The sequence below is a fragment of the Marinobacter sp. NP-4(2019) genome, from assembly GCF_003994855.1.
Taxonomy (GTDB): Bacteria; Pseudomonadota; Gammaproteobacteria; order Pseudomonadales; family Oleiphilaceae; genus Marinobacter.
Map to the genome: position 1 here is coordinate 2,662,586 of NZ_CP034142.1, position 23,932 is coordinate 2,686,517.

The following is a 23,932-nucleotide window of genomic DNA, read 5'->3' on the forward strand; positions in this document are numbered from 1 at the left end:
TCAGTCTACCTCTGTGTCTGTTGTGGGAACCGTAGGGATCATGCGCCGGGACTCTTCCTGCCAGGCTTGCTCAAACGTTTTCCCGGTTCCATAAAACGACCTGAGCGTGTCGAAGAATGCTCGGGCACGTGCCGGCATCCCACACTCCAGGTAATGATTGGCCTGCGCCCTTACCTTGCGGCGAAAACCGTCTTCATCGGCTGCTCCGTCTCCGGATAGGTTGTCCACACTGATATGAAAGCGGGCGCCTGCAGCCACCGAAAAAAGCCACTCAAGGGCCTGAGGCTTCACCTCTACCTGTTCAAAAGCCTGCTGTTCGGTCGCGGAGCGGCCATCAGGACAATACCAGTAACCATAGTCCCTCAGGGTCCGGCGATGTTTTCCGGCAATGCACCAATGACTGATCTCATGCAAGGCACTTGCATAATAGCCATGAGCAAAAATAATCTGTGCAACGCTACCTGTCTCTGAAGCAGGCAGGTATTCCGGTTCATCACTGCCTCTGACCAGGACCGTCCGGTGGCTTTCCCGGAACAGGTCATTGAACAGCATGATAAGATCGTCTGGATTGTGATTCATTGGGTCGCTATTGTGCGTCTTTAAATCCCGCAATACCAGAGGGAACTTTAGGGTGCTATGTTTGTCTCCTGCACCTGAAACCGGCTGTTCCGGGGCTACAATCCCGAGCCAGCAGCACCGCTAACACACCAAACAGGACCCGACAGCCTCTATGACAGAGCTTGCTCCATCCCCCGGACGCCTTCGCATGGACACCGTGGCCAGCCGTAGCGTTATGGCATTATGCCTTCTCCTCCTGTCAGCGGCATCCTGGGGGCTCGGGAACTCGGCGAATTCACTGTTTGGAAGTACTGGCGACTTCCTTCCCGTTGATGAGGCACTCCCTTTTAATTATCTCACCGAAAACAAAGGGGTAGTGTTGACCTGGGATGTGACACCGGGACATTACCTTTACAAGACCCGGGTGTCGGTTGAGTCGGTCACCGAAGGGGTTGTGCTTGGCGAACCACAGTTCTCGCTCCAGGGCACTGTCACTGAAGACGAGTTTTTCGGCGAAATGACGGTCTTTTACGAGCCGGTGGAAGCGCGGGTTCCTGTCTCCCTGCCCGACGGCGTGCAGGAAGCCGAACTTCAGGTAACCTACCAGGGCTGCGCCGAAGCCGGGCTATGTTATCCACCACAGACTCGTGAGGTTCTCTATTACGCCGGCAGCGGCACGGACAACTCCACCGCAGCCGCCTCCACACCGGACAGCAGCGGAGGTTTCAGCACCACTGCAGGCGTCAACACGGGTTCAGCGACGGGCCTGGCCGGCTTCCTGTCGGAACAGTCGACCCTCGCCATCACTGCGGTTTTTCTGTTATTGGGCCTGGGCCTGACATTCACCCCCTGCGTACTGCCGATGGTTCCCATCATTTCCTCGCTGGTGTCCAGCCGTAACACCCAATCAACAGGGCATGCCCTTATTTTGTCCACCAGTTACGTGCTGGGCATGGCCCTGACCTATGCCGCCGCCGGGGTCGTTACCGGCTTGCTGGGCGCCAGCTTCAACGTCCAGACCCATTTGCAATCCCCATGGGTGCTCGGTGTGTTCGCGACACTGTTCATGGTGTTTGCGTTGTCGATGTTCAATCTGTTTGAAATCCAACTGCCCCGCTTCATCCGGGAGCCGTTGAACAACGCCAGTCATCAGTTGAGCGGCACCCGCATACTCAGCATTTTCAGTATTGGCGCACTGTCGGCACTGATTGTATCACCGTGCGTATCCGCCCCCCTGGCCGGCAGTCTGCTGTACATAAGCACCACCCAGGATGCGTTTATTGGCGGCATCGCATTGTTCTCGCTGGGGCTGGGCATGGGCATTCCGTTGATCCTGGTCGCTGCCGGAGGTCGCAAACTGCTGCCATCCACCGGCCCCTGGATGAACGTGGTGAAAGCCTTTTACGGGGTTATGTTAATGGCCGTTGCCATTTGGCTGATCGAGCGCCTGGTGCCAGCCTGGGTGGCACTTACTCTATGGGGACTGCTGGTTACCATTACCGGGGTTCAGCTCGGCGCGTTTGACGCAGCCAGAGCCGGCTGGGCAAGAACCCGTAAGGGTCTGGGACTGGTCATGTTCGCCTACGGTCTGGCCCTGCTTGCAGGAGCCATCGGCGGCGCGCAGGATCCCCTGAATCCCCTGGCACCTTATACCGCGACAGCTACAACGCAAGCAGAGCCGTCGACCCAGGCGCACGCAAACTTCACCCGAGTGGAAACACCGGAAGAGATCAGGGCATTGCTGGTGAAGGCCCGGCAACAGGGACGACCGGCCATGCTGGACTTCTATGCGGACTGGTGCATCTCATGCAAGGTCATGGAACGCAACGTGTTTACTGATCCAACCGTGGTGAACGCGCTGAAATCCCACCACCTGCTGCAGATCGATATGACAGACAACACACCCGCCCAGCAGGCTTTCCTGGAAGAGCTGGGGCTGTTTGGCCCGCCCGCCATTTTATTCTACGACAGCAACGGTCGTGAGCGATCAGGCGCGCGGGTGCTGGGCGAAATGGACAGAGACCAATTCCTGGACCACCTCAACTCCCTCGGCGTATAAAAAACAAAAACTCTTCCCCGGACTCTTCACTGTGAACCAATTGGTGGTCGAGGAACTGACAAAACCGGGGAATGTCTCGGGTGGTGGAGGGGTCGGTAGCCACCACTTTCAGGATGCCCCCCACCGGCACGTCATTAATCCGGTTATGCAGCATCATCACCGGTTCCGGACAATACAGCCCCCGGGCGTCCAGCTCTCCGTCAAACGTTATCTCGTCCAAGGCCGATTCTCCGTTGGTTCATTTCATGTGTTTCTGGGAGTTACATGCTAAATTATTGTTTATAACAGTCAAAACGTTACGAGGTAAGCCATGATCCGGGTATTGATTGAACGTCATATCGCAGAGACTCTTGAATCCGCCTATGAAGAGCGTGCACGCAAGGTTCTACAACAAGCTGTCAGTGCGCCGGGATTCATATCCGGTGAAACCCTGGTGGATGCCCGCGATCCCAATCATCGTCTGACGCTGTCCAACTGGCGCTCAGAAATAGACTGGGACCATTGGTACCGCTCCGAAACACGGAAAGAATTGATGGCCGAGCTGATCCCCATGATGGATCAGGACGAAGCAATCACAGTGCTCTACCAGAGCTGACCGGCCGCTTCTGCGCCTAATTCACCCGCTCAATGAAGCAGGTGATTTCTTCGCGATCGTGGTAGAGATGGCGCGCCCTGAGACGAAACGTCATCTCTACCTCCGCTAACCCGCTTTCGATGATTTCACGGCATATCAGCCATTCTTCATAGCGCTTCTTCATCGGCAGCTTCAGGTTAAAAATGGTGTAACGGCACAGGCCGTTCTTCAGCCAGTCCACGACCATCTGCGATGTCCGGCGAGGATGGTCAACAATGTCGCACACCATCCAGTCAACACCACGACGAGGTTTCCAGAAATACCCATCCGCTTCGACATGTTCAACCTGCCCCGACGCCATTAACTCAGCGTTCATCGGGCCGTTATCCACTGCCGCCACCATCATGCCCTGACGCACCAACTGCCAGGTCCAGCCACCAGGGGCTGCCCCGAGATCCACGGCCTGCTTGCCTCCGCCGAGATAATCCAGAGCCTGTTCTGGCGGCAGGAAGACCTTCCAGGCTTCCTCAAGCTTGAGCGCTGAACGACTCGGTGCCGAGGCCGGTAAACGCAGTCTTGGAATTCCACCAACAAAACGGGCGCGGTTGCCAGCCGGACTAAAGCCAAGCACAGCCCGTTCGAATTCCGGAAGGAGAATCTCCAGCCTGGCCGGGGCTTCGTCATCGGGGTCCGGTTTCATCAGGCCGGCACCACGCAACCCCCGGGATAAAGGGGCGACCCATTTCCTGGCGAAATTTCCCAGGTCACGATCCGCATTATCCTCGGGCACCCGGACTTCAACCCTGGCGCAGTTGGGAAAACCGGCGGGCAACGCCTGCAGCCCCTGAATCACGGCGCCAACCCGATCCGCAGTTGGCAATTTAATCTCAGCGAGCCCGACAAACCAGTCCCGAACGAAGACCAAGTCATCAAGCTTCAGACGCCGAAGCAACTCATCGCTCCCTTCCGGCCCCGTCAGAAAGAAAAACAGGTAGCCGTGCTTGCCGCGAGGCTCAAAGTAGCCGAAGACACCCCTGGCGGCCGCAGCATCGGTCATTTCCCGCCCCGCTTCTGTTTCGAAACCAGGGCGGCAAAACAAGATCATGTGTTCCATGGAGTCCCTTTTCAGGATTTCCCCCCGGAAAATCCTCAAGAATTTGAAACTGTTTAACAGTGGCGGTTGCAGGCTGGCGCTACACTGGCAGGCTACTTCCCGGCAGGAATTCACTGATGCAGCTATACCTGCGTATTTTCATCACGCTGACTGCTCTGGCGCTGGCTGGCGCTTCTCCGGCGCTGGGTGCCCACCCGGGAACTCCCTGCCCGACCCTCGACGCCAGCACGGCCCACCAGCGCGCAACGCTGATGGACCACGTCTGCTTTCATGTTGCCGCCCCGGGCAACCCGGCACATCAGGCGAAAGCCCCCGCTGAATTACCCACCACCCTCAATTGGCAAGCGGCCGAGGGCCACGATCTGGTGTTCAGTCATACCGATTCTGTGTACTGGGTACATTTACACCTGACCAATGCCAGCGATCGAGTGGGATTCTGGTATCTGAAACTCAACTACCCGCTGCTGGATGATGTCACATTCTGGCAAGATGGCACCTCGACATCCACTACGCTGGCCACCGGGGACCAGCACGCGTTCCTCTCGCGGGGCATAGACTACCGGTATTTTCTCCTTCCCGTCACCCTGGGCGCCGGGGAAAGACAAGAGATTACTCTCAGAATCCGGAGCAGTGGCGCCCTCAATGTTCCGCTGTCGCTGGAGACACCCGGCACCGTCATTGCCGAAAGCAACCACCTGACCCTGACCCACGGCCTGTTTTACGGTGCCTTACTGGTCTTTGCTGTGTTCAACCTTCTGTTATTCATCAGCTCCGGGACGGCATATTACTTTCACAACGCATTTTACATGGCCAGCATGGGCATGTTCCTGTTCTCGATGGGTGGTTTTGCCAATCAGTATTTCTGGCCCGACAGCACCGGGTTCGCCAATACGTCAATCCCGCTGCTCATCGCCCTTTGTTCTCTGGCAATGACCCTGTTTGGGCGCTCCTTCCTTGAAGTCTCGCCCGGCACCCTGTCAGCAACCACATTAACAGCTTTCGGCTGGGTGTCCGCCGGTCTCCTGGCGATCACATTCCTGCTGCCATATAACAAGTCAATCCTGCTCAATACCCTGTTGGCGATGACCGTCATCTCCTGCCTGTTTGTCATTGGCCTGTCCAGATGGCGACAGGGCTACGCCCCCGCACTCTGGTATGTTCTGGCCTGGTCGGTCATGCTGGTCGGATCTTTGATTTACTCCCTGGCCGCATTTGGTTACCTCACGGATTTCCTGGCCCGCGAGTTCTTCATGCTGATCGCCATTGGGGCCCAGGTTATCCTTCTGAACTATGCCATGGTCCAGCGCTGGCGGCTGCTCAACCAGAAACTCCTGCATGTCGAGCACAATGCCCGCTCGGAGCTGGAGCTGAAAGTCCAGGAAAGGACCGCACAACTGAGAAACACCATGGAGGAACTGGAAAAAGCCAACCGGAAACTGGCAACCATGAGTCTCAACGATGCCTTGACGGGGCTGTATAACCGGCGACACCTGGACAACATGCTTCCCGAGCTGTGTGCTGAGTCCAGGCGCACCGGCCAACCCCTGACCCTGGCGCTGGTGGACGCCGATCATTTCAAGAGCATCAACGACAATTGGGGGCATGGCTTTGGCGATCTCTGTCTGCAACGCATAGCCGACGTGCTGAGCCGTCACGTCAAACGCCCGAGGGATATTGCCATCCGTTTCGGCGGCGAAGAGTTCGCACTGCTTCTGCCGGGAACGAACCGCGATGGCGCATATCGAGTGTGCCAGCACATTCTGGATGACATGCAACACACGCCAATCAGGACCAGTGACGGCACAGATGTCACCCTCACCCTGAGCGCCGGCGTCGCCGCGCTCGCCCCCGGTGACCACGAGCAGGCACTTTTCCAGCGCGCCGATGACGCGCTCTACCGGGCCAAGGCGTCCGGCAGGAACCAGGTAGCCATCATCGACGCCGACATTGTTCAGTAGGACTTTAGTACCTTCGTCATGAAACAGGCGGCTGCCCCGGCCGCCTGCTGGATAAGGTCCTCCTGGCTTTGCGGCTGCCTGGCCAGTGGCTGAAAGTCGTGGTTGCCACCCTCAAGCCAGACCAGTTCCAGCCCCGCGAACGACGCCACCCGCTCAGTGACTTCAACCGGTTTGCCAAAAGGATCACGAGTGCCCTGGACAATGAGCGTCGGACACCAGAACTGCGGAAAGTGGTCGATTCGCCAACGATCCATTTTACCTGGCGGATGGAAGGGATAGCCGAAACACAGAGCGCCTTTGAAGCGCCCTTTCAACCGGGCGTCGGCAGCCAACAGGCTTGCCATCCGCCCTCCCATGGATTTGCCACCAATAAACAGCGGGCGCTCAGACAGCGGCCCGGCCATGACCTCGGCAGTCACCCGCTCATAGCGCTCCAGCAATCTCGGCTGGCGATCAGGCGGACGCTTTTTGCCATCCTCACGCCGCCGTGCCATATAGGGAAATTCGAACCGTAGAGTGGTCACCCCCTGAAGCGCCAATGACTCTGCCAGCCTCACCATAAACGGGGAGTCCGCTGGTGCCCCGGCACCGTGGGCAAGAATGAGGACCGGCCCCCTGTCGGAACTACCGCCTTTGGTAGTATAAACTTCCATCCAATTCACCTTTTGAAAATCCCCCTCTATTATCAGGGGCTATGGACAACAAAAGCCCAACTTTACTGCTAAGCTTCCTGCACCCCCAAGAAAACACAATGCGCCGCTGCAGGTTGCTGATTCTGGCGCATTTGACGGGCATTCTGAGTTGATCTGAGTCATTGCAAAGCGCTAATGGTTTCTCCATACTTGCGCCCGCATATTTTCCCACTCTAAACCCATTGGTAAGGCTATGAGCACAGTAAATGCTAACCTGACATACAACTACAAGGTGGTAAGACAGTTCGCCATCATGACGTTGGTCTGGGGCATTCTTGGCATGGGCATGGGTGTGCTGATCGCATCCCAACTTGTCTGGCCATCAATGAACCTTGACCTTTCCTGGACCCACTTTGGTCGTCTCAGGCCCCTCCACACAAACCTCGTAATCTTCGGGTTTGGTGGTTCTGCCCTCTTTGCTACCTCCTATTACGTTGTGCAGCGCACCTGCCAGGCACGACTGATCTCGGATGGATTGGCGGCCTTCACCTTCTGGGGCTGGCAAGCCGTCATGGTGGCCGCCATTATCACCCTGCCAATGGGTTTGACCTCCACCAAGGAATACGCCGAGCTTGAATGGCCAATCGATATTCTCATCGCCCTGGTCTGGGTAAGCTACGCCCTGGTTTTCTTCGGTACTGTTACCAAGCGCAGCACACCGCACATTTATGTCGCCAACTGGTTCTATGGTGGCTTTATCCTGACCGTCGCCGTGCTGCATATCGGCAACAACCTCGCGCTGCCAGCAACGGCGTTCAAATCCTACTCTGCGTACGCCGGCGTGACCGACGCCATGATGCAGTGGTGGTACGGTCACAATGCCGTAGGCTTCTTCCTGACCGCTGGCTTCCTGGGCATGATGTATTACTTCGTTCCCAAGCAGGCCAACCGCCCGGTTTACTCTTATCGTCTGTCCATCGTCCACTTCTGGGCGCTGATTGCGACCTACGTATGGGCTGGCGGCCACCACTTGCACTACAGTGCGCTGCCTGACTGGGCACAGACTGCGGGCATGGTGATGTCCCTGATCCTGTTGGCACCGTCCTGGGGCGGCATGATCAACGGCATGATGACGCTGTCCGGAGCGTGGCACAAACTGCGCACCGACCCGATCCTGCGCTTCCTGGTGGTTTCCCTGTCGTTCTACGGTATGTCGACCTTCGAAGGTCCGATGATGGCCATCAAGACCGTTAACGCACTTTCCCACAACACTGACTGGACAATCGGCCACGTACATTCTGGTGCACTGGGCTGGGTTGCCATGATCAGTATCGGTGCCATCTACCACCTGATTCCCAAGCTGTGGGGCGTACCTGCCATGTACAGCACTGGTCTGATCAACGTGCATTTCTGGCTGGCGACCGTCGGTACCGTACTCTACATCGTGGCGATGTGGGTAAACGGCATCATGCAGGGGCTGATGTGGCGCGCCGTGAACCAGGACGGTACCCTGACCTACAGCTTTGTTGAAGCGCTTGAGGCTTCCTATCCCGGCTACTTTGTCCGCTTCATCGGCGGCGCAATTTTCCTCTCCGGCATGCTGGTCATGGCTTACAACACCTACATGACCGTTCGCCAGAAAGATGCCGTCGCACAGGACAACGCGGCAGCTCAGCCGGCGTAACGGGAGACAATCAAGATGAAACACGAAATTGTAGAGAAGAACCTTGGTCTGATGATCGTGCTGATCATCCTCACCATCAGTGGTGGTTTCCTCGCCGAAGTGGTGCCGCTGTTTTTCAACAAGCAAACCAATGAGCCGGTCGAAGGGCTTGAGCCCCTGTCCGCGCTCGAGCTGGAAGGACGCGATATCTACATTCGCGAAGGCTGCCACGTGTGCCACACTCAGCAGATTCGTCCCTTCCGGGCAGAAACTGAGCGTTATGGCCACTACTCCGTAGCGGGCGAGTTCGTTTACGACCGCCCGTTCCTGTGGGGCTCCAAGCGCACCGGGCCGGATCTGGCCCGGGTGGGCGGTCGTTACTCCGATGCCTGGCAGCGCCAGCACCTGTACGATCCGCGCAGCGTTGTTCCCGAGTCCAACATGCCGGCTTTTCCCTGGCTGTTTGAAAATCGTGTGAACCATGCCGACACAGCAGCAAAGATGACAACACTGCAGACACTGGGCGTGCCTTACAGCGATGAGCAAATTGCTGAAGCATCGGCCGAGGTGGAAGGCAAATTCGAAATTGAAGCACTGGTGGCCTACTTGCAACAGCTGGGCACAGTGATTTCTGAGAAACGGTGATCCCGATGGATTTGAACGAGTTACGCGGCATTCACACCCTTCTTGTCATGGCGATGTTTCTGGGAATCGTCTGGTGGGCCTACAGCGCCCACCGCAAGAAAGCAAACGACGAGGCGGCACACCTGCCCTTCGACGATGACGAAGTGGAAAAGCGTACTCTTGAACAGGAAAAAACGGAGAAAAAGCAATGAGTACCTTCTGGAGCATCTGGGTCAGTGTGATCGTGCTCGGTACTATTTTCGGGTGCTGGTGGCTGCTCTTGGCAACCCGCAAAAGTCAGACCACGGACACCGAAACAGACCGGACTACAGGCCATTCCTTTGATGGCATTGAAGAGTTGGACAACCCGCTGCCCAAGTGGTGGTTCTATCTCTTTATCGCAACATGTGTCTTCTCCCTGGGCTATCTGGCGCTTTACCCGGGCCTGGGGAACTTCAAGGGCTTGTTGGGATGGACCTCGTATAATCAGTGGGAAGCGGAGGTTCAGCAGGCCGAAGCACGCTATGGCGAGCTTTATGCCAAGTTTGGTGATACCCCGATTGTGGAACTCGCTGACAACGAAGACGCCATGAAAATGGGTCAGCGCCTGTTTGCCAACAACTGCGCGGTTTGCCACGGATCCGCTGGCCGTGGGTCTCTCGGCTTCCCGAACCTGACTGACGAGGACTGGTTGTACGGCGGTGAGCCGGAAACCATCCTCGCCACCTTGACCAATGGACGAAGCGGCAACATGCCGGCCAAGGGTATGATGCCAAACATGACGTCCGATCAGGTTGACCAGGTCGTTAACTACGTACTGTCGTTCAGTGACCGCGCCAGGGATCCCGAAGCAGCGAAAGCCGGTGAGGAAGTCTTTGCACAGGCATGCGCCGCTTGTCATGGTAGTGATGGCAAGGGGAACCAGTCCATGGGTGCGCCGAACCTGACAGACGACACCTGGCTTTACGGATCTACTTACGGGTGGATCAAGGAGACCGTCATGAACGGTCGACAGAACCAGATGCCTGCGCAGGGCGAGCGTCTCTCCGAAGATCAGATTCAGATTCTGGCTGCGTACGTTTACAGCCTGTCCAACTGATCACCTGGCCGACACCTTCGGGCGTCGGCCTGGTCTGCTCAACCCTGTGTCTGCCCTTGCGGGCACAGGCTTGAACAGACCCTGATGCTACTGAGCTTTCTCAGTGGCAAATTTCATCGGGAGGTAGCGATGAGCAACGAGATACCGGTCAAACAGATTGACCCCTCCTCTGACCCCTCCGATAAAAATAACAAACCCGGAACCGTCGAGTTATACGCCAGCCGTAAGAAGATTTACGTCAGGGAAGTCAAAGAAGGCTTCTTCCAGCGCATACGTAACGTCAGCCTTATGGTGTTGATGGGTATGTATTTTCTGTTTGTCTGGCTCACGCTGGACGGACAGCCGCTGATTCACTTCGATCTTCCCGCCAGGGAATTCCACTTATACGGGCTGACGTTATTCCCGAAAGATTTCTTCCTGCTGTCGGGGCTTCTGATCATTGCCGCATTCGGTCTGTTCTTTATCACCACCCTGTTTGGACGCGTCTGGTGTGGGTACACCTGCCCGCAAACCGTATGGACCTTTATTTTCATGTGGGTCGAAGAGCGGATAGAAGGCAGCCGCAATAAGCGCATGAAACTGGACAAATCGCCACGATCGGTGCAGAAGGTGGTTAAAAAGTCCCTGAAGCACACCGCCTGGTTGTTGATCGCCCTTGCAACGGGTCTTACGTTCGTCGGTTATTTTTACCCCATTCGGGAACTGATTGCCGATTTGTTCACCCTTCAGGCCAACGGCTGGGCCTATTTCTGGGTGGGCTTCTTTACCCTGGCCACTTATCTCAACGCCGGCTGGATGCGTGAACAGGTCTGCCTGTATATGTGCCCCTATGCCCGCTTCCAGTCGGTGATGTTTGACCCCGATACCCGCGTGGTGTCCTACGACCCGAACCGCGGTGAGCCCCGGGGTGGGCGCAAGAAGGGCGTGGATCCGGCGGAACTCGGACTGGGCGACTGTATCGATTGCGGCCAGTGCGTCCAGGTCTGCCCCACCGGCATCGATATCCGGGACGGACTTCAGTACGAATGTATCGGCTGTGCCCTGTGCATTGATGCCTGCGACGAAGTGATGGACAAGATGAATTACCCGAGAGGGTTGATTCGCTACACCACCGAGAACGAGCTTGAGGGCAAGCCCTCCAAACTCATGCGCCCCCGCACCTTTGGTTATGGCGCGGTGCTGGCGTTGATGATCGGCGCCATTGTGTTTGTCCTGGCGACCCGGGTGCCGGCACAGCTGGATGTCCTCAAAGACCGCGGCGCGCCGTTCGGCTTCAATGGCCAGGGACGAGTTGAGAACTCATACACCCTCAAAATCGCCAATATGACGGAGGTGCCGCAAACGTTTAACATCTCGGTTTCCGGTATGGAGGGGATTCAGCTCCTGACAGATACGCAGGTGACAGTCGACAGTGGCGAAAATCGGGCACTTCCGACGGTCGTGGATGTCGACCCCGAAACTATTTCCCAAAGCAACAACGTCATCCGGTTCCGTATCACCTCGGAAACCGATGAGTCACTGATTATCGAAACTGAAAGCCGATTTGTCGGTCCTACCCGCTAGCATTCCGGCTACCTGTTACGGACCTACTTGAGAGATAACGAGTTATGAGTGAAGACACTGTTAAGCCCTGGTATCGCCAGCCATGGTTCTGGTTCCTGACAATTTTTCCGTTGGCTTCCATCACCTATTGCGCCATTGCCATCACCATCGCAATGAACACCGAGAATTCCATGGTGACCGATGACTATTCCAAAGAAGGTCGCGGCATCAACATGGAAATTGCCCGCGACCAGAAAGCCAGTGATCTGGGGCTTCAGGCGAACCTGTCATTTTCCGATCGGAACATCAAGCTGGTGCTGGACAGCCATTCCGGTCAGACGGATTACCCTTACCTGATTCTCAACCTGTTCCACCCGACCATCGCTGATAAGGACAGAACCATTCAGTTCACCCGAACTGGCCAGGACACCTATCGGGCAACCATGAATCAGGACATCAAAGGCCGTTGGTACTTTGATCTACGCAGTCCCGACAACGACTGGCGCCTGAAGGGCGAAACGTCCCTGCCCTCTGACACAGCCATTCAAGTGGGCGCGGTAAACCGTTAGTTCGCGTGAACGCCCCCTCCTGTTTCCATTGCGGCGAAGCAGCTGCAGGCTCGCCGCCAATCACCCTCGAGCTTGATGGCAAAACCCGGCAATTCTGCTGCCGGGGTTGCAAGGCTGTCTGTGAAACCATCCGCTCGGAAGGGCTGACCGGCTTTTACCAGTACCGGACCGAACCCGCCGTCACACCAAAGCAGCTGACCGGAAACGAACTGGACCGGATCCGGGAAGTGGACCACCCACTGGTTCAGTCGTCCTTCGTCACTGCCACCAAAGGCGGTCAGGAAGCCCAGCTGCTGATCGAGGGAATCACCTGCGCCGCGTGCATCTGGTTGCTGGAAAACCACATGGCAAAACAGCCCGGGGTACAGTCATTCTCCGTGAACCATAGTACCCAGCGGGCACGACTGGTCTGGTCTGCGGAACAGGCGAAGCTGAGCGACCTGCTCATTGCCATCCACGAGCTTGGATACCGGGCCAGGCCCTACCAGGCTGACGAAGCAGAAAAAGCTCTCAAGGCAGAACATCGTACCATGCTGATTAGGCTCGCGGTTGCGGGTATCGGCACCATGCAGAGCATGATGCTGGCGTTCCCCCTGTATTTTGAGCTGGTCAATGACCTGTCCCCGGAGTTCATTTTATTTTTCCGCTGGTTCAGCCTCCTGGTCGCCACGCCGGTGGTGCTGTTCAGCGCCCGACCCTTTTTCCGCAACGCTCACAGAGATCTGCGTAGTCGCCATCTGACCATGGACGTCCCCGTCGCCATCGCCATTGGCCTGGCCTATGCCGCCAGTGCCTGGGTGACCGTCATGGGCGGTGACGAAGTCTATTTTGAATCGGTGTGCATGTTTACCTTTTTCCTGTTACTGGGCCGCTACATCGAGATGCAGGCGCGTTACCGGGCAGGGCTCACCGGAAACGCCCTGGCCGGCTTCCAGCCGGACGTAGCGACCCGTATCAGCGGGGATACAACCGCCATTGTCGCCAGCCATGAACTGCGTACCGGAGATATCATCCGGGTACGACCAGGGGAAACGCTGCCGGTGGATGGTCGCATCATCAGCGGCCATTCCACACTCAACGAAGCCGCCCTGACCGGTGAATACCTGCCCGAAACCCGACAGCCCGGCGATACCGTGCACGCTGGCAGCGTTAATGGCGAAAACCCACTGGACATCGAGGTCAGCAGCGCAGGCGCACAGACCCGGCTCTCCGGCATCTTGCGTATTCTCGACCGCGTACAGGCCGAGAAACCTCCGGTGGCCCGGATGGCCGACCGTATCGCCGGTACCTTTGTCAGCCGGGTGTTGGTCCTCACGCCGCTGGTATGGATAGGCTGGTGGCTGGCAGGGGCCGACAACGCCTTCGATATCACCCTCTCTGTGCTGGTGGTCACCTGTCCGTGTGCGCTGTCGCTGGCGACACCGACGGCGATCACCTCGGCAACCGTCAGGTTGCGCCGACTGGGATTCCTGCCCACCCGCGGCCACACCCTGGAATCCCTGAATGATGTCGATACCGTTATTTTCGATAAAACCGGCACCCTGACCCGGGGCGAGCTCAGCCTGATCAGGACGTACGTAACCGGCTCACTGGACGAGCCAACCTGCACGAGGCTGGCCGCCGGCCTGGAGAAACATTCCGAGCACCCCATTGCCCGGGTTTTCTACCCGTTCACAGATGCTCCTGTATCCTCCGTCACCAACCATCTGGGAGGCGGGCTGTCCGGCACTTATAATGGAAAAGCGGTGTATATCGGCCACAGTGATTTTGTCAGGGAACATACCCGTGCTCCGCAACCATCGGCACCGCCCAGCCAGGGCATAGACATCTGGCTGGCCACCGAAGACGAATGGCTGGCCCGCTTTACGCTGGACGATCAGCCAAGGCCCGATGCACGGGCCACCGTTGCCAGATTACGGTCGATGGGCATCCACACGCTGCTGCTCAGTGGTGACCGGTCAGGGCACGTGGAGCAAATCGCGCAAATGGTGGGCGTTGATGAAGCCATTGGTCAGGCAACACCGGAACAGAAACTGGAAACACTACAAAAGCTGGTGGCCGAAGGCCGCAAGGTGATGATGGTGGGCGACGGATTGAACGATCTGCCCTCGATGGCTGGCGCAGGGATTTCCGTGGCCATGGGCAATGCCGCCGATCTGACGCAACTGAAGGCGGATGCCGTGCTGCTCAATGGCCAGTTGACGCAACTGACCGAGGCCATGAACACCAGTCGTCTGACCCGCCGGGTCATTCGTCAGAACCTGGGTTGGGCCCTGGTATACAATGTACTGGCGTTGCCATTGGCGGCGGCCGGCATGGTGCCACCCTGGCTGGCCGCGATCGGTATGTCCCTGAGCTCACTGGTGGTGGTATTGAATGCCCTGAGACTTGGCCGCACCGCCACGGATGATCACCAGACCGGTCATGTGGTTGGCGCCCCGACAACGCCCTGATACCGTAATCAGGACACTCAGTTAATCCGAGGTTTCACTGTGCAAATAGTAATGATCCTGGTCCCCGTTATGCTGATCCTGGTGGCATTGGGGATCGTCCTGTTCTCCTGGGCGGTCAAGAACGGCCAGTACGATGACCTGGAGGGCCCGGCGCATCGCATCCTCTACGACGATGACAAGGACATGATTCCGGATGACGCCAAACCGCCCAGTGAAAAGAAAGTCGCGGACACTGACCGGACCGACGACGAGCAAAAAGACAGCTGATGACTGAAGGCTTATACCTGAGCTACCCCAGCGCCTTTCTGATCGGCTTGCTCGGCAGCACCCACTGTCTGGCCATGTGTGGCGGCATCAGTGCATCGCTGTCCATGGCCCTGCCGGTCGGCGGAGGGTTTCGCCTGCGTCAGACGCTGATGCTCCTGGCATTCAATGGCGGGCGTATTGGCAGCTACACATTGATCGCGACCCTGATCGCACTGCTCACCACCAGCGCGGCCGACCAATGGGCCCAGCTCGCGCCGGTATTAAGAAGCATCGCGGGTATCCTGCTGATTCTGATGGGCCTGTCGATGGGGCAGTGGTGGCAGGGCATTCGCTATATTGAACGTGTTGGCGCCCCGGTATGGAAGGTACTGTCCCCCCTGACCCGACGCTTTCTACCTGTGCATCATACCTGGCAGGCACTGGCTCTGGGCAGCGTGTGGGGTTGGTTGCCCTGTGGACTGATCTACAGCACCCTGGGTTGGGCCGCGCTGCAGCCTACTGTCGGGAGCGCGGCCACCACCATGGTGTTTTTTGGCCTGGGCACCCTGCCTTCGATGCTGGCCACCGGATACGCGGCAACCTGGATAAAAAAGCTTCAGGGCCAGCAACAGATCCGACAGCTAACCGGTGTGCTGCTGATCGGTTTCGGAATCTGGACCCTGCCCCTCGGCATGGTCGTGCATGGAGGGCATGGCGGGTAAAACTCCCGCCAGTATCCGGGTTCAGATATTGAGCACGTCCAGCCGACCGAAGTCGGCGGGCTCGGGCTCCACAGAGCCAACAGCTGATGTACCCTGCCCAGTCAGCCGCTTGCCCTCACGGAAATCATACAGTGAGCTATCCGCCAGGTGCGATGGCTCCACGTTGCACATGGCACGAAACATGGTTTCCAGCCGGCCAGGATGCTGCTTGTCCCAGGTCTGGAACATCTCCTTGATCACCTGACGTTGCAGATTTTCCTGAGAGCCGCACAGGTTACAGGGAATGATCGGAAACTCTCTCAGTCCCGCGTATCGGGCAATGTCCTTTTCACGGCTGAACGCCAGGGGACGAATCACAGTGTTCCTGCCATCATCGCTGTGCAGCACCGGCGGCATCGACTTGAGCTTGCCGCCGTAGAACATATTCAGGAACAGGGTTTCCAGGAGATCGTCCCGGTGATGCCCCAGCGCAATCTTGGTGACACCGTGCTCTTCCGCAAAATTATAAAGAATTCCGCGACGTAGACGGGAACAAAGACCGCATGTGGTCTTCCCTTCCGGCACTTTTTCCTTAACAATACTGTAGGTGTCTTTTTCGATGATGTGGTACTCGATACCCATGGCTTCCAGGTAGTCGGGCAACACCTCTTCCGGGAAACCCGGCTGCTTCTGGTCTAGGTTGACGGCAATAAGCTCAAAGGGGACCGGCGCGCTTTTCTGCAGGTTCATCAGGATATCCAGCATCGCGTAGGAATCCTTGCCACCGCTCAGGCAGCACATAACCTTGTCACCGGCTTCTATCATCGAAAACTCTGCAATGGCCTGCCCGACTTCACGGCGCAGACGCTTCTGCAGTTTGTTCAGTTCCAGTTTCTTCCTGCGATCCGCGTCGGACGTCAGGGGCTGATCTGGGTTGGCAGTCATTGCATCGGACATAAAACACTACGTTCACTGGATTGGTGGGCTCAGAATTATACGCGTGTGAAACACTCAGGGACAGGATACCGACATGGATATGTTACAAACCACGGATGACGCCGTTGGCAAACGCGAAACCAACCGTATCCGCAACCGCAACGCCATCCTGGCAGCGGCCCGGGAATGCTTCCGGGAAAAGGGCTACGACAACTCTACCATCCGGGATATCGTGCGCCGGACCGGACTGGCCGCCGGCACCTTCTACAATTACTTCTCCAGCAAACAGGACATTTTTGCCGCCCTGCTGACCGACTTCCTCAATCGGCTCAATACCGACCTGAACCAATACCGGCAGACATCCGCTACCGCCCGGGATTTTATTCATACAACCTATCTCGCCCTATTCATGGCCACCGCGGATGATCCGCTGGTTTACCAACTGGCCCACCGGAACGATCATGCCATCCGGGACCTGTTTGGCTCCGATCTCCTGGGGTTGGCGATGCTATCGCTGGAAGAAGACATCCGTAATGCCGTCGAAAGGGAATTATTGCCAGACGTCGATCAGCACTACCTTTGCGCGGCGTTCTCCGGCGTCGCCTACGAAATGAGCCTGCGCGTGGCTGAAAGAACCCACGAATCCCCAGACAAGGGAGAGCATGAAGCGCGACAGGCCGCACACTTTGCCTCTACGCTGTTTATGGGCGGACTGACACAACTGTCCACGCTTTCCTAACGGCACCCGGTCCCCTAACATGGAGCCATGAACGAACCAATCCGGAACAATACTTTGCCTTCCGACGGGCCAATGCCATCAGAACCCTATTCGGATGCCATACTGGAACTGCAGATCCAACACATGCTGGTCGCGGTCGAACACGAGCTACGCCAGCATCCGGACGGCATGAACGAACTCAGCCTGATCAGAAGTCTTCAGGGTTCACCCTGGGAGCTGATTGGCGAGGTTTCATTCAGCGACCCGGAGAAGCTCTACCCGGTGCACTTCCTGCTATTCCACACCCTGTATCGATTACGGGATCAGCTTTCTGAGCAGGGCGAAACCATCCGCATTTCCCCCATGCGCCTGCAGTTGCTCAAGAGCCCGGTTGTGTCGGGCTCTGGCGTTGCCGGCGAGGTCGATGCTCTGCGGGAGTTTTATCTGGACATTTCCCAATACCGGATGTCCGGGGACAGTATCCAAAGAATGATGGATGACTTCTGGACCGGATATGACTCACTACATCAGCAACGCCCGCAGCAACAGGAAGCGATGGCGGCCGCCGAGATTCTCGGGTTTGACCACATTCCCGACAGTTTCAGCAAGGTGAAGCACCGGTTCCGCCGCGCCGTCATGCAGGCCCACCCCGACCGCGGTGGCGATACCGAGAGTATCCAGGGTCTGAATCAGGCCTTTGCGGTACTCAAAGCGCACTTCCAATAACCAGAGCCAGGATGGACCAATGGCAAAGAAAACAATACGATTTTTCTGTGGATTACTGCTTGCTGGCAGCACACTCAGTGCCCAGGCGGACCTGGTGGTTCTCCAGTATCACCACGTCAGCAATGCCACACCGCCGGCCACCAGTACGTCGGTTTCCCTGTTCGACGGGCAACTGGAGATGATCAAAGATCTGCAACTGGACGTGGTCTCGCTACAATCCGGAACACAAGCCGCACTTAACGGCAAATTGGCGAATCAAAAGCAGGTCGCCATTACCTTCGACGACGCTTATGAGTCGGTCTACACAGAGGCGGCACCCAGGCTGGCGCGCCGGGGCCATCCCTACACCATATTTGTAAACACCCGTGCCGTGGGCGGCCCGGGCTACATGACCTGGGAGCAACTGAGGGAACTCGGGCAAAGGGCCGGGGTCACCATTGCCAACCACAGCCACGATCACGGACATCTGGCAAAACGGCCTGACGAAAGCCAGTCTCAGTGGGACCAGAGAGTGAAGACCAGCATTGACCGTGCCCAGTCGATCCTGGAAGAGAAGCTCGGCACTGATGCGCCCCTGTTTGCGTATCCCTACGGCGAGTTCGATGCCCGGCTTGAGGAAAAACTCGCTGAAAGAGGCTGGCTTGGATTCGGGCAGCACTCCGGTGCCGTGGGTGAAACCTCCGGACCTACACGGTTACCCCGGTTTCCCATGGCGAACGCCTACGGTCAGTTGAATACCCTGAAGAACAAACTGCTCAGCAAGGCACTACCGGTGGACGCCAGTACCCTGCCTGCGGGCATTGCAACCAACAATCCGCCAACCCTGGAATTCACGCTCCCTGAAAAACTCAGTGTGAATCGGCTGGCGTGCTTCGCATCAGGCCAGGGTCGTATCGATATCGACAACCTGGGAGATGGCAGCGTCAGGGTAACAGCACCAAAAGCCTTTAATAGCCGGCGTTTCCGCTACAACTGCACTCACCCGGCTGACAATGGCAGTTACTACTGGTTGTCCCAACAATGGCTGGACCTGAGCAAGCCGGAGGACTGACACTAACGCTCGCGGACCTCTGCCAGGCCCAGCTCGCCCTGCAGCCTGTGCTGAATCGCCCGGGGGCCACGCTCATCCTCGATAACGGTTTGTTCCCGCAGGTCCTTGTCCCGGGTGAAGATCACGATCCAGCGCTCACCGTGCCCGGGAAACACCGGAATAAACGATTCCAGGTAACCACGGCGGTGCCAGGTTTCCGGGACATAGTCCGCCACCAGGTCGGTCACGATTCTCACCGGTTTCATGGTCTTATCCAGAAAAGCGACTGAGGGTACAAACATCCCGTCGTCCGCAAAAGATCGCAGCCGCATGATGAAATCCCGCTTCTCTCCTCCAGCGGGAACACGAATCAGGCCATACGGACTGCGCCCGGTCATAAACTCATGAACCGGAGAACCGTCGTCGAGAATCAGACCAAACTCACGATCACTGTGCCAGTCCTCGACATCCCCCCGACCGAAGACCTCACAACAATGCTCTGACCAACGCTCAAGGAAGCCGTCTCCGACGCTCTCAATACCCAGAATGGCAAAGGCATCCGGATCGCCCCCTTCCCTTTCCGCAACGGGTGTTGGGGAATCGCTGCGTTGATAGATACTGGCCGGGGTCAGCTTGACGGGCGGCTTGATTCGTCCCTTTTCCACCTCGGACCGGGTGTCCGGTTGATAATAGCTTGTGCGGATATTGCCTTCGGCGTCCTGCCAGGTGAAGTATGGCTGGGGCTCTCCCGGGCGGACATAACCCCGCCGTTCCAGCTCGTTCCCATCCGGATAGTTTTCCAGGTTGAACTCCGGGTGATCTGCGGAAACCGAGGGTTCGCTGCGATCCTGCTCCGGAATCCGGTCTTCGGAATCCGGCTCGGATTCGCGAATAATCCGGGAATGCTGGACCCGCCCCTTATCATCCACCCAGGTGAAATACCCTTCCCGTGAGGACGCTGTGCTTCCACCGGTCTGACAGCCGGTGAGCAACACAACGGCCAGGGCCATCGTTACGGCATAAATTACCGTGTCCGGGAACCGGTTGTTGGACATACCTGTTGATCACCTTGACTATGCAACCAAACTCCTGGGTAAACGTCAGAATTTGGTTCGGAAACTGAGCCCCGCCATCACCACACGCAACGAGGTTTTCACATCCAGCCCGGCATAAGGGTTGTAGATGATATTAGTAATATTGTCACAGTTGATATTGCAACTGGTATCCGCCGGAATGGTCTCGATGGACTGGAGGTAACTCAGATTCATATCAATTTCGGTGTCCTTGTCCCACCGGTACCCCATACCAATGCTGTACAGGTTGGCCCCCCCAAAAGGCGCCATAATGGAGCGCTGGTCATCGGGAATCACCGAATCGCGGATCTCTACCCCGGCCCGCAGGTCCAGGCGGGATGAAGCATGAAATTCCACCCCAAACGCCCAGTTCCACTGGTCGGTGAAGCCCAGGGGCAGCCGCAGGGTGCTCGGTGTGGCATTGTCCGGAGACAGGATGCGTGCCGCGTTGAGGAATTCCAGGTTGCGGTCAAAGCGGAATACGAATGCATCCCACTGTTTGTAGTCGGTCCAGCCGGCATCCACATTCACTGTCAATTTCGGGTGGACATCCACACTGATACCGGTCTGGAAATGCTGTGGGTACACCAGATCCATGCTGACATTACCGGCCTCACGGGGGGCACCGGAAGGCAAACTGAGAATGGCGGACGTAATCGCACCAAGAACCGAGCCGTTCACACTCTGCCAGAAGCCCGACCAGTCATCGGTGTACTCAATCTCGAAGGTGCCCTTGAGATTCATATCCGCTTCAGACGTGTAGCTCGCACCCCAGCTAAACCAGTCGGTCGGCTCCCATATCACCCCGAGTGTATAGGTGGGAGACAGGGTCTCCTGAACATCGATACTCAAGGCGCCAATGTCATCCCAGGGGCCCACGTTACCGCCGCATAACGCCAGCCAGGGCTGGAGTGGCTCGTCACCACTCTCACAGTTAAAGGCATCCTGAAGTACTTCAGCCACCCCCAGCAGCATATTGGGCGCTCGCATGTACTGGTCGGCGGCAATCCCCATATGGGACAGGTGAATCCCGGCGCCCACGGACCACTCGTCATTGATCTCATAGCCAACGGTGGGGGCAAGATAGGTGGTCCTTTGCAGGGCCGTCGCCTGGGGCTGATAGCGACCCGGATCGTCCTTGTCCCGGTAAAATCCCGCCGCCAGCGGCAGATAGAACGCGTTGCCGAAGGTCAGCTTGGATCCTGGCGGGTTTATGCTGATGCCCGCCGATGGCGCGATTGCCGGCCCTGGCGGGGCACGCAGGATGCCATACCCAGGCAGGTACAACGCCACGTTATTGGTGTGACTATGGCTATTAGCAACCGGGTCCCGTTGATCGCCGGTGAGCGGGTCCGTTTCCAGGCCATCAATGCCGAATATTTCGTAGCCTTCCGGGGCATGGAAATCGGCGTCGACATCGAGATAAACGCTCATCAGGTTTACTTCAAGCTGGCGTCCTTCCAGCTTGGTCAGGCCCGCCGGATTATAGTGAATCGCCATGATTCCGGGCGGATCCGCCGTCACCGCATTCCCCAGCGCCAGGGCCTTGGGGTGGATCGTCAGGTTCTGCGCGAGCTGGGCCTCGGCACCACAGGAGATGGTCGTGGCGATCACCGCCCCGAGAATCCGCTTGTTGTGGCTGGTCATTCCCATGGAGTCTTCCCTTCCCGTAAAACGTCAGCGACTTCGATCACTCTTTGAGGCCGGAGAAATTAATGGGCAGGGACACCCCCAGAGAAAAGTCCGGGGCATCCTCAGTCAGGCCGATACCCAGGCTGGTATTCACGATGGTGGTGTCACTGACACGGGTGCCCAGTGAAAAACTGAGAAAACCGGTCATCTGGTCCTGGGCGACCGCCTGGTCACCATTCGTGAAACTGAGGATGGTTTCATCGCTGTAGCTGAGCTGTGCGGAGACACTGAGGGAAATGTCGTAAGACAATGAGTAGGCAAACCCGGCAGAGCCTGACAGCCCGAACCCCGGCTCCACCTTCTCCAGCAACCGCGCTCCCCGGACCTGCTGCAGACCGGACTCGGTTACGTTGTAGGTGGCACCGAGAGAACCGAACACCACCACCGGGTCCAGCACCTTGGAAAGGCTTGCACCACCGCCGATTGAATAATAGCCACTACCGGTGGACAGCTGCTCATTGATGTCGATCTCATAGGGGCTGACACCGGTCTTTGACGTAAGCGTGCCAAAAAATGTGGTAGACATCTTGCCCGGAACATAGGCAAACGGCTGCCAGCGGGCGGTCAGGGAAATATCGCCGAAATCATAAACATTGAGCTCGTCCTGAGTGTCATACTTCACCACCAGCGGCACTCGCGTACCCACGGTCAGGTTATCCAGAAGGCCATAGTCGTAGGAAAAAGCGTTGGTAAAGCTGTGGGTCGCCGAGGGCACCACATCCAGGTTGCGAACCGAACCGTTGGTAATGGCCAGATCCAGCCGCTGGTCGGCGGTATAACTGTAATCAAAGGAATAATTCAGGGCATGGGAGCCCTTTTTCTGAAGTGAATAGTTCTTCTCCGAGGCCTGGAAGACTTCTTCAAGTTGACGAGTGGAATCCTCATCGCCTTCCTGTTTTGCCAGTGCTTCCCTCGCCTGATCAACATTGCCTTCCTGTGATACGGCGACCCCAGGCAGCAGCCCAGCTATCGAACAAAGGATAAAACCTCGCGCAAACCAACGATTCATCCTGACTCCCTAAATTCTGGTTTTATTATTCCTGATTCCCGGAGACTGAATCCGGGCCATTAGTTCCGGCGGTAATGAAGCTGCTTACGGGTGTTCTCCACGCTGCCATCCGGGTTGTTTTTCTGGCGTTCAAGCAGGTTTTGAATGCGCCTTGCAGTTGATTCATGGAACTCGGGCACTCGCTGAAGCGCGAGCAGAGTCATGGTCTGATCATCTATGAAACGCAAGTCCTCTTCCTTGAGCTCCAGGTAATCCAGGGGCTGGTCGCTGCCGGGAAACACAATGAACAAGACGTTGTCGTCCCACTTTTCTTCGAACTGGGCCAGAGTGAAGGAAATATTCCCCACGGCCGGGTCCGCGAGATACACCCGGCCATCGCGGATGGTCCTGAGCACAACAAAATGCTTGAAGCCGGCGTGGTGAATCGGAACGATGGCGGGGTGATCCAGGTCGATCAGATCCTCAATGGAGGCCCGGAATCCACCGGACGGATATCCCAGGGCGGTCACCAGGCGCTTCATGTCCAGCATGGAAAAGGCACGGCGCTGCACGATCCGTTCGCTCTCCCCGTAATGAAGCAGCCCCTCCATTACCTGCCGCTCGTTCAGTGTCCGCCCCAGATAGAAATTCAGCACGGTGGTCAGCGCCGCGCTGCCGCAACTGTAGTCATAGGCCTGGCGGACAATATTGCGGAACTTCTGCTCCACCAGGGGTTCCACCCGAACATCCGATCGCAGCTTGACCGGGCTGCGGTCGACATCCTGTTCGATGACCACCGTCCCTTTATCAAACGGCTCCACCACGGTGGCTTCCTGCACCATGGTGAAAGTAAGGATGGATCCGGCGAGCACCAGCAGCATGTCAGAAGAAGTCCCTGTTATTATTTATCACGGTCTATCGCACGCGTTCTTGAGTTACATATTGTTACGGTAAGATACCGAAAAGCCCTGCCCCTT

At 57.2% G+C, this 23,932-nt stretch carries 24 protein-coding genes; 15 read left to right on the forward strand and 9 right to left on the reverse strand.

The window, feature by feature from the left end; all coding sequences use genetic code 11:
- The gene (locus EHN06_RS12090) at positions 1-579 is read right to left on the reverse strand and encodes an elongation factor P hydroxylase (RefSeq protein ID WP_127332819.1); all 579 of its coding nucleotides are present in this window, start codon (positions 577-579) and stop codon (positions 1-3) included.
- Between the two features lie 187 nt (positions 580-766).
- Here EHN06_RS12090 and dsbD point away from each other — a divergent pair, with 187 nt between their 5' ends.
- Positions 767-2,617 carry a protein-disulfide reductase DsbD gene (dsbD, locus tag EHN06_RS12095; RefSeq protein WP_127334433.1) on the forward strand — a complete coding sequence of 617 codons (1,851 nt, stop codon included), beginning with the start codon at positions 767-769 and terminating at the stop codon, positions 2,615-2,617.
- Here dsbD and tusA read toward each other — a convergent pair.
- Positions 2,598-2,837 (reverse strand): sulfurtransferase TusA, encoded by a 240-nt coding sequence (gene tusA, locus EHN06_RS12100; protein ID WP_127332820.1) that lies wholly within the window; start codon positions 2,835-2,837, stop codon positions 2,598-2,600. The genes dsbD and tusA overlap by 20 nt on opposite strands.
- Before the next feature lie 90 nt (positions 2,838-2,927).
- On the opposite strand from tusA, the gene EHN06_RS12105 reads away from it, so the two are divergent.
- Entirely contained in the window at positions 2,928-3,212 is a 285-nt protein-coding gene (locus tag EHN06_RS12105; protein ID WP_127332821.1) for an antibiotic biosynthesis monooxygenase family protein, read from the forward strand.
- Positions 3,213-3,228: 16 nt separating this feature from the next.
- Here EHN06_RS12105 and rlmM read toward each other — a convergent pair whose 3' ends face one another.
- Positions 3,229-4,305 carry a 23S rRNA (cytidine(2498)-2'-O)-methyltransferase RlmM gene (gene rlmM / locus EHN06_RS12110; RefSeq protein ID WP_127332822.1) on the reverse strand — a complete coding sequence of 359 codons (1,077 nt, stop codon included), beginning with the start codon at positions 4,303-4,305 and terminating at the stop codon, positions 3,229-3,231.
- A gap of 116 nt (positions 4,306-4,421) precedes the next feature.
- Here rlmM and EHN06_RS12115 point away from each other — a divergent pair, with 116 nt between their 5' ends.
- Positions 4,422-6,263 carry a diguanylate cyclase gene (locus tag EHN06_RS12115; RefSeq protein ID WP_127332823.1) on the forward strand — a complete coding sequence of 614 codons (1,842 nt, stop codon included), beginning with the start codon at positions 4,422-4,424 and terminating at the stop codon, positions 6,261-6,263.
- Here EHN06_RS12115 and EHN06_RS12120 read toward each other — a convergent pair.
- Positions 6,257-6,916, reverse strand: a complete 660-nt coding sequence (locus EHN06_RS12120) for an alpha/beta family hydrolase (RefSeq protein ID WP_127332824.1) — start codon at positions 6,914-6,916, stop codon at positions 6,257-6,259. The two genes, EHN06_RS12115 and EHN06_RS12120, sit on opposite strands and share 7 nt — an antisense overlap.
- A 232-nt stretch (positions 6,917-7,148) precedes the next feature.
- On the opposite strand from EHN06_RS12120, the gene ccoN reads away from it, so the two are divergent.
- The 9 genes from ccoN to EHN06_RS12165 all read left to right on the forward strand — a co-directional run bounded on the left by ccoN (position 7,149) and on the right by EHN06_RS12165 (position 15,813).
- Complete coding sequence (ccoN, locus tag EHN06_RS12125) at positions 7,149-8,579, forward strand: cytochrome-c oxidase, cbb3-type subunit I (RefSeq protein ID WP_127332825.1); 1,431 nt, start codon at positions 7,149-7,151, stop codon at positions 8,577-8,579.
- Positions 8,580-8,594: 15 nt separating this feature from the next.
- The gene (ccoO, locus tag EHN06_RS12130; protein ID WP_127332826.1) at positions 8,595-9,203 is read left to right on the forward strand and encodes a cytochrome-c oxidase, cbb3-type subunit II; all 609 of its coding nucleotides are present in this window, start codon (positions 8,595-8,597) and stop codon (positions 9,201-9,203) included.
- A gap of 5 nt (positions 9,204-9,208) precedes the next feature.
- Positions 9,209-9,394 (forward strand): cbb3-type cytochrome oxidase subunit 3, encoded by a 186-nt coding sequence (locus EHN06_RS12135; RefSeq protein WP_127332827.1) that lies wholly within the window; start codon positions 9,209-9,211, stop codon positions 9,392-9,394.
- The gene (gene ccoP, locus EHN06_RS12140; protein WP_127332828.1) at positions 9,391-10,281 is read left to right on the forward strand and encodes a cytochrome-c oxidase, cbb3-type subunit III; all 891 of its coding nucleotides are present in this window, start codon (positions 9,391-9,393) and stop codon (positions 10,279-10,281) included. The genes EHN06_RS12135 and ccoP overlap by 4 nt, the downstream gene beginning before the upstream one ends.
- Before the next feature lie 129 nt (positions 10,282-10,410).
- On the forward strand, positions 10,411-11,844 hold the full coding sequence (gene ccoG / locus EHN06_RS12145; protein WP_127332829.1) for a cytochrome c oxidase accessory protein CcoG: 1,434 nt from the start codon (positions 10,411-10,413) through the stop codon (positions 11,842-11,844).
- Between the two features lie 44 nt (positions 11,845-11,888).
- The gene (locus EHN06_RS12150) at positions 11,889-12,392 is read left to right on the forward strand and encodes a FixH family protein (RefSeq protein ID WP_127332830.1); all 504 of its coding nucleotides are present in this window, start codon (positions 11,889-11,891) and stop codon (positions 12,390-12,392) included.
- A gap of 5 nt (positions 12,393-12,397) precedes the next feature.
- A complete protein-coding gene (locus EHN06_RS12155) occupies positions 12,398-14,845 on the forward strand; it encodes a heavy metal translocating P-type ATPase (RefSeq protein WP_127332831.1) in 2,448 nt (815 codons plus the stop codon).
- A 51-nt stretch (positions 14,846-14,896) separates the two neighbouring features.
- Complete coding sequence (ccoS, locus tag EHN06_RS12160) at positions 14,897-15,112, forward strand: cbb3-type cytochrome oxidase assembly protein CcoS (protein ID WP_228257293.1); 216 nt, start codon at positions 14,897-14,899, stop codon at positions 15,110-15,112.
- Positions 15,112-15,813, forward strand: a complete 702-nt coding sequence (locus tag EHN06_RS12165) for a sulfite exporter TauE/SafE family protein (RefSeq protein WP_127332833.1) — start codon at positions 15,112-15,114, stop codon at positions 15,811-15,813. Before ccoS ends, EHN06_RS12165 begins: the two co-directional genes overlap by 1 nt.
- 21 nt (positions 15,814-15,834) lie before the next feature.
- Here the strand turns inward: EHN06_RS12165 and ttcA are convergent, their stop codons facing one another.
- Positions 15,835-16,749 carry a tRNA 2-thiocytidine(32) synthetase TtcA gene (gene ttcA / locus EHN06_RS12170; RefSeq protein WP_127332834.1) on the reverse strand — a complete coding sequence of 305 codons (915 nt, stop codon included), beginning with the start codon at positions 16,747-16,749 and terminating at the stop codon, positions 15,835-15,837.
- 73 nt (positions 16,750-16,822) lie between these two features.
- On the opposite strand from ttcA, the gene EHN06_RS12175 reads away from it, so the two are divergent.
- The 3 genes from EHN06_RS12175 (at position 16,823) to EHN06_RS12185 (ending at position 19,223) form a co-directional block, all read left to right on the forward strand.
- The gene (locus tag EHN06_RS12175) at positions 16,823-17,467 is read left to right on the forward strand and encodes a TetR/AcrR family transcriptional regulator (RefSeq protein ID WP_127332835.1); all 645 of its coding nucleotides are present in this window, start codon (positions 16,823-16,825) and stop codon (positions 17,465-17,467) included.
- Between the two features lie 72 nt (positions 17,468-17,539).
- Positions 17,540-18,172, forward strand: a complete 633-nt coding sequence (locus EHN06_RS12180) for a DNA-J related domain-containing protein (protein ID WP_127332836.1) — start codon at positions 17,540-17,542, stop codon at positions 18,170-18,172.
- A 19-nt stretch (positions 18,173-18,191) separates the two neighbouring features.
- Complete coding sequence (locus EHN06_RS12185) at positions 18,192-19,223, forward strand: polysaccharide deacetylase family protein (protein ID WP_127332837.1); 1,032 nt, start codon at positions 18,192-18,194, stop codon at positions 19,221-19,223.
- A 2-nt stretch (positions 19,224-19,225) separates the two neighbouring features.
- On the opposite strand, the gene EHN06_RS12190 is transcribed toward EHN06_RS12185, so the two are convergent.
- The 4 genes from EHN06_RS12190 to EHN06_RS12205 are packed head-to-tail and all read right to left on the reverse strand — an operon-like array spanning position 19,226 to position 23,836.
- Positions 19,226-20,257, reverse strand: coding sequence for a MalM family protein (locus EHN06_RS12190; protein WP_228257294.1), 1,032 nt, complete (start codon positions 20,255-20,257; stop codon positions 19,226-19,228).
- Positions 20,258-20,302: 45 nt separating this feature from the next.
- Complete coding sequence (locus EHN06_RS12195) at positions 20,303-21,928, reverse strand: OmpP1/FadL family transporter (RefSeq protein ID WP_127332838.1); 1,626 nt, start codon at positions 21,926-21,928, stop codon at positions 20,303-20,305.
- A 37-nt stretch (positions 21,929-21,965) separates the two neighbouring features.
- On the reverse strand, positions 21,966-22,976 hold the full coding sequence (locus tag EHN06_RS12200) for a transporter (protein WP_127332839.1): 1,011 nt from the start codon (positions 22,974-22,976) through the stop codon (positions 21,966-21,968).
- Between the two features lie 59 nt (positions 22,977-23,035).
- A complete protein-coding gene (locus EHN06_RS12205; RefSeq protein ID WP_127332840.1) occupies positions 23,036-23,836 on the reverse strand; it encodes a C39 family peptidase in 801 nt (266 codons plus the stop codon).
- Between the last annotated feature and the right edge of the window lie 96 nt (positions 23,837-23,932).

Bases quoted from the DNA above. Each gene is read 5' to 3' on its own strand.
- ccoG (WP_127332829.1), top strand. From the start codon at position 10,411: ATGAGCAACGAGATACCGGTCAAACAGATTGACCCCTCCTCTGACCCC.
- ccoO (WP_127332826.1), top strand. From the start codon at position 8,595: ATGAAACACGAAATTGTAGAGAAGAACCTTGGTCTGATGATCGTGCTG.
- EHN06_RS12120 (WP_127332824.1), bottom strand. From the start codon at position 6,916: ATGGAAGTTTATACTACCAAAGGCGGTAGTTCCGACAGGGGGCCGGTC.
- EHN06_RS12105 (WP_127332821.1), top strand. From the start codon at position 2,928: ATGATCCGGGTATTGATTGAACGTCATATCGCAGAGACTCTTGAATCC.
- EHN06_RS12180 (WP_127332836.1), top strand. From the start codon at position 17,540: ATGCCATCAGAACCCTATTCGGATGCCATACTGGAACTGCAGATCCAA.
- EHN06_RS12135 (WP_127332827.1), top strand. From the start codon at position 9,209: ATGGATTTGAACGAGTTACGCGGCATTCACACCCTTCTTGTCATGGCG.
- ccoP (WP_127332828.1), top strand. From the start codon at position 9,391: ATGAGTACCTTCTGGAGCATCTGGGTCAGTGTGATCGTGCTCGGTACT.
- EHN06_RS12150 (WP_127332830.1), top strand. From the start codon at position 11,889: ATGAGTGAAGACACTGTTAAGCCCTGGTATCGCCAGCCATGGTTCTGG.
- EHN06_RS12195 (WP_127332838.1), bottom strand. From the start codon at position 21,928: ATGGGAATGACCAGCCACAACAAGCGGATTCTCGGGGCGGTGATCGCC.
- EHN06_RS12185 (WP_127332837.1), top strand. From the start codon at position 18,192: ATGGCAAAGAAAACAATACGATTTTTCTGTGGATTACTGCTTGCTGGC.
- EHN06_RS12165 (WP_127332833.1), top strand. From the start codon at position 15,112: ATGACTGAAGGCTTATACCTGAGCTACCCCAGCGCCTTTCTGATCGGC.
- EHN06_RS12190 (WP_228257294.1), bottom strand. From the start codon at position 20,257: ATGTCCAACAACCGGTTCCCGGACACGGTAATTTATGCCGTAACGATG.
- dsbD (WP_127334433.1), top strand. From the start codon at position 767: ATGGACACCGTGGCCAGCCGTAGCGTTATGGCATTATGCCTTCTCCTC.
- EHN06_RS12200 (WP_127332839.1), bottom strand. From the start codon at position 22,976: ATGAATCGTTGGTTTGCGCGAGGTTTTATCCTTTGTTCGATAGCTGGG.
- EHN06_RS12115 (WP_127332823.1), top strand. From the start codon at position 4,422: ATGCAGCTATACCTGCGTATTTTCATCACGCTGACTGCTCTGGCGCTG.
- EHN06_RS12175 (WP_127332835.1), top strand. From the start codon at position 16,823: ATGGATATGTTACAAACCACGGATGACGCCGTTGGCAAACGCGAAACC.
- EHN06_RS12090 (WP_127332819.1), bottom strand. From the start codon at position 579: ATGAATCACAATCCAGACGATCTTATCATGCTGTTCAATGACCTGTTC.
- EHN06_RS12205 (WP_127332840.1), bottom strand. From the start codon at position 23,836: ATGCTGCTGGTGCTCGCCGGATCCATCCTTACTTTCACCATGGTGCAG.
- ccoN (WP_127332825.1), top strand. From the start codon at position 7,149: ATGAGCACAGTAAATGCTAACCTGACATACAACTACAAGGTGGTAAGA.
- rlmM (WP_127332822.1), bottom strand. From the start codon at position 4,305: ATGGAACACATGATCTTGTTTTGCCGCCCTGGTTTCGAAACAGAAGCG.
- ttcA (WP_127332834.1), bottom strand. From the start codon at position 16,749: ATGTCCGATGCAATGACTGCCAACCCAGATCAGCCCCTGACGTCCGAC.
- ccoS (WP_228257293.1), top strand. From the start codon at position 14,897: ATGATCCTGGTCCCCGTTATGCTGATCCTGGTGGCATTGGGGATCGTC.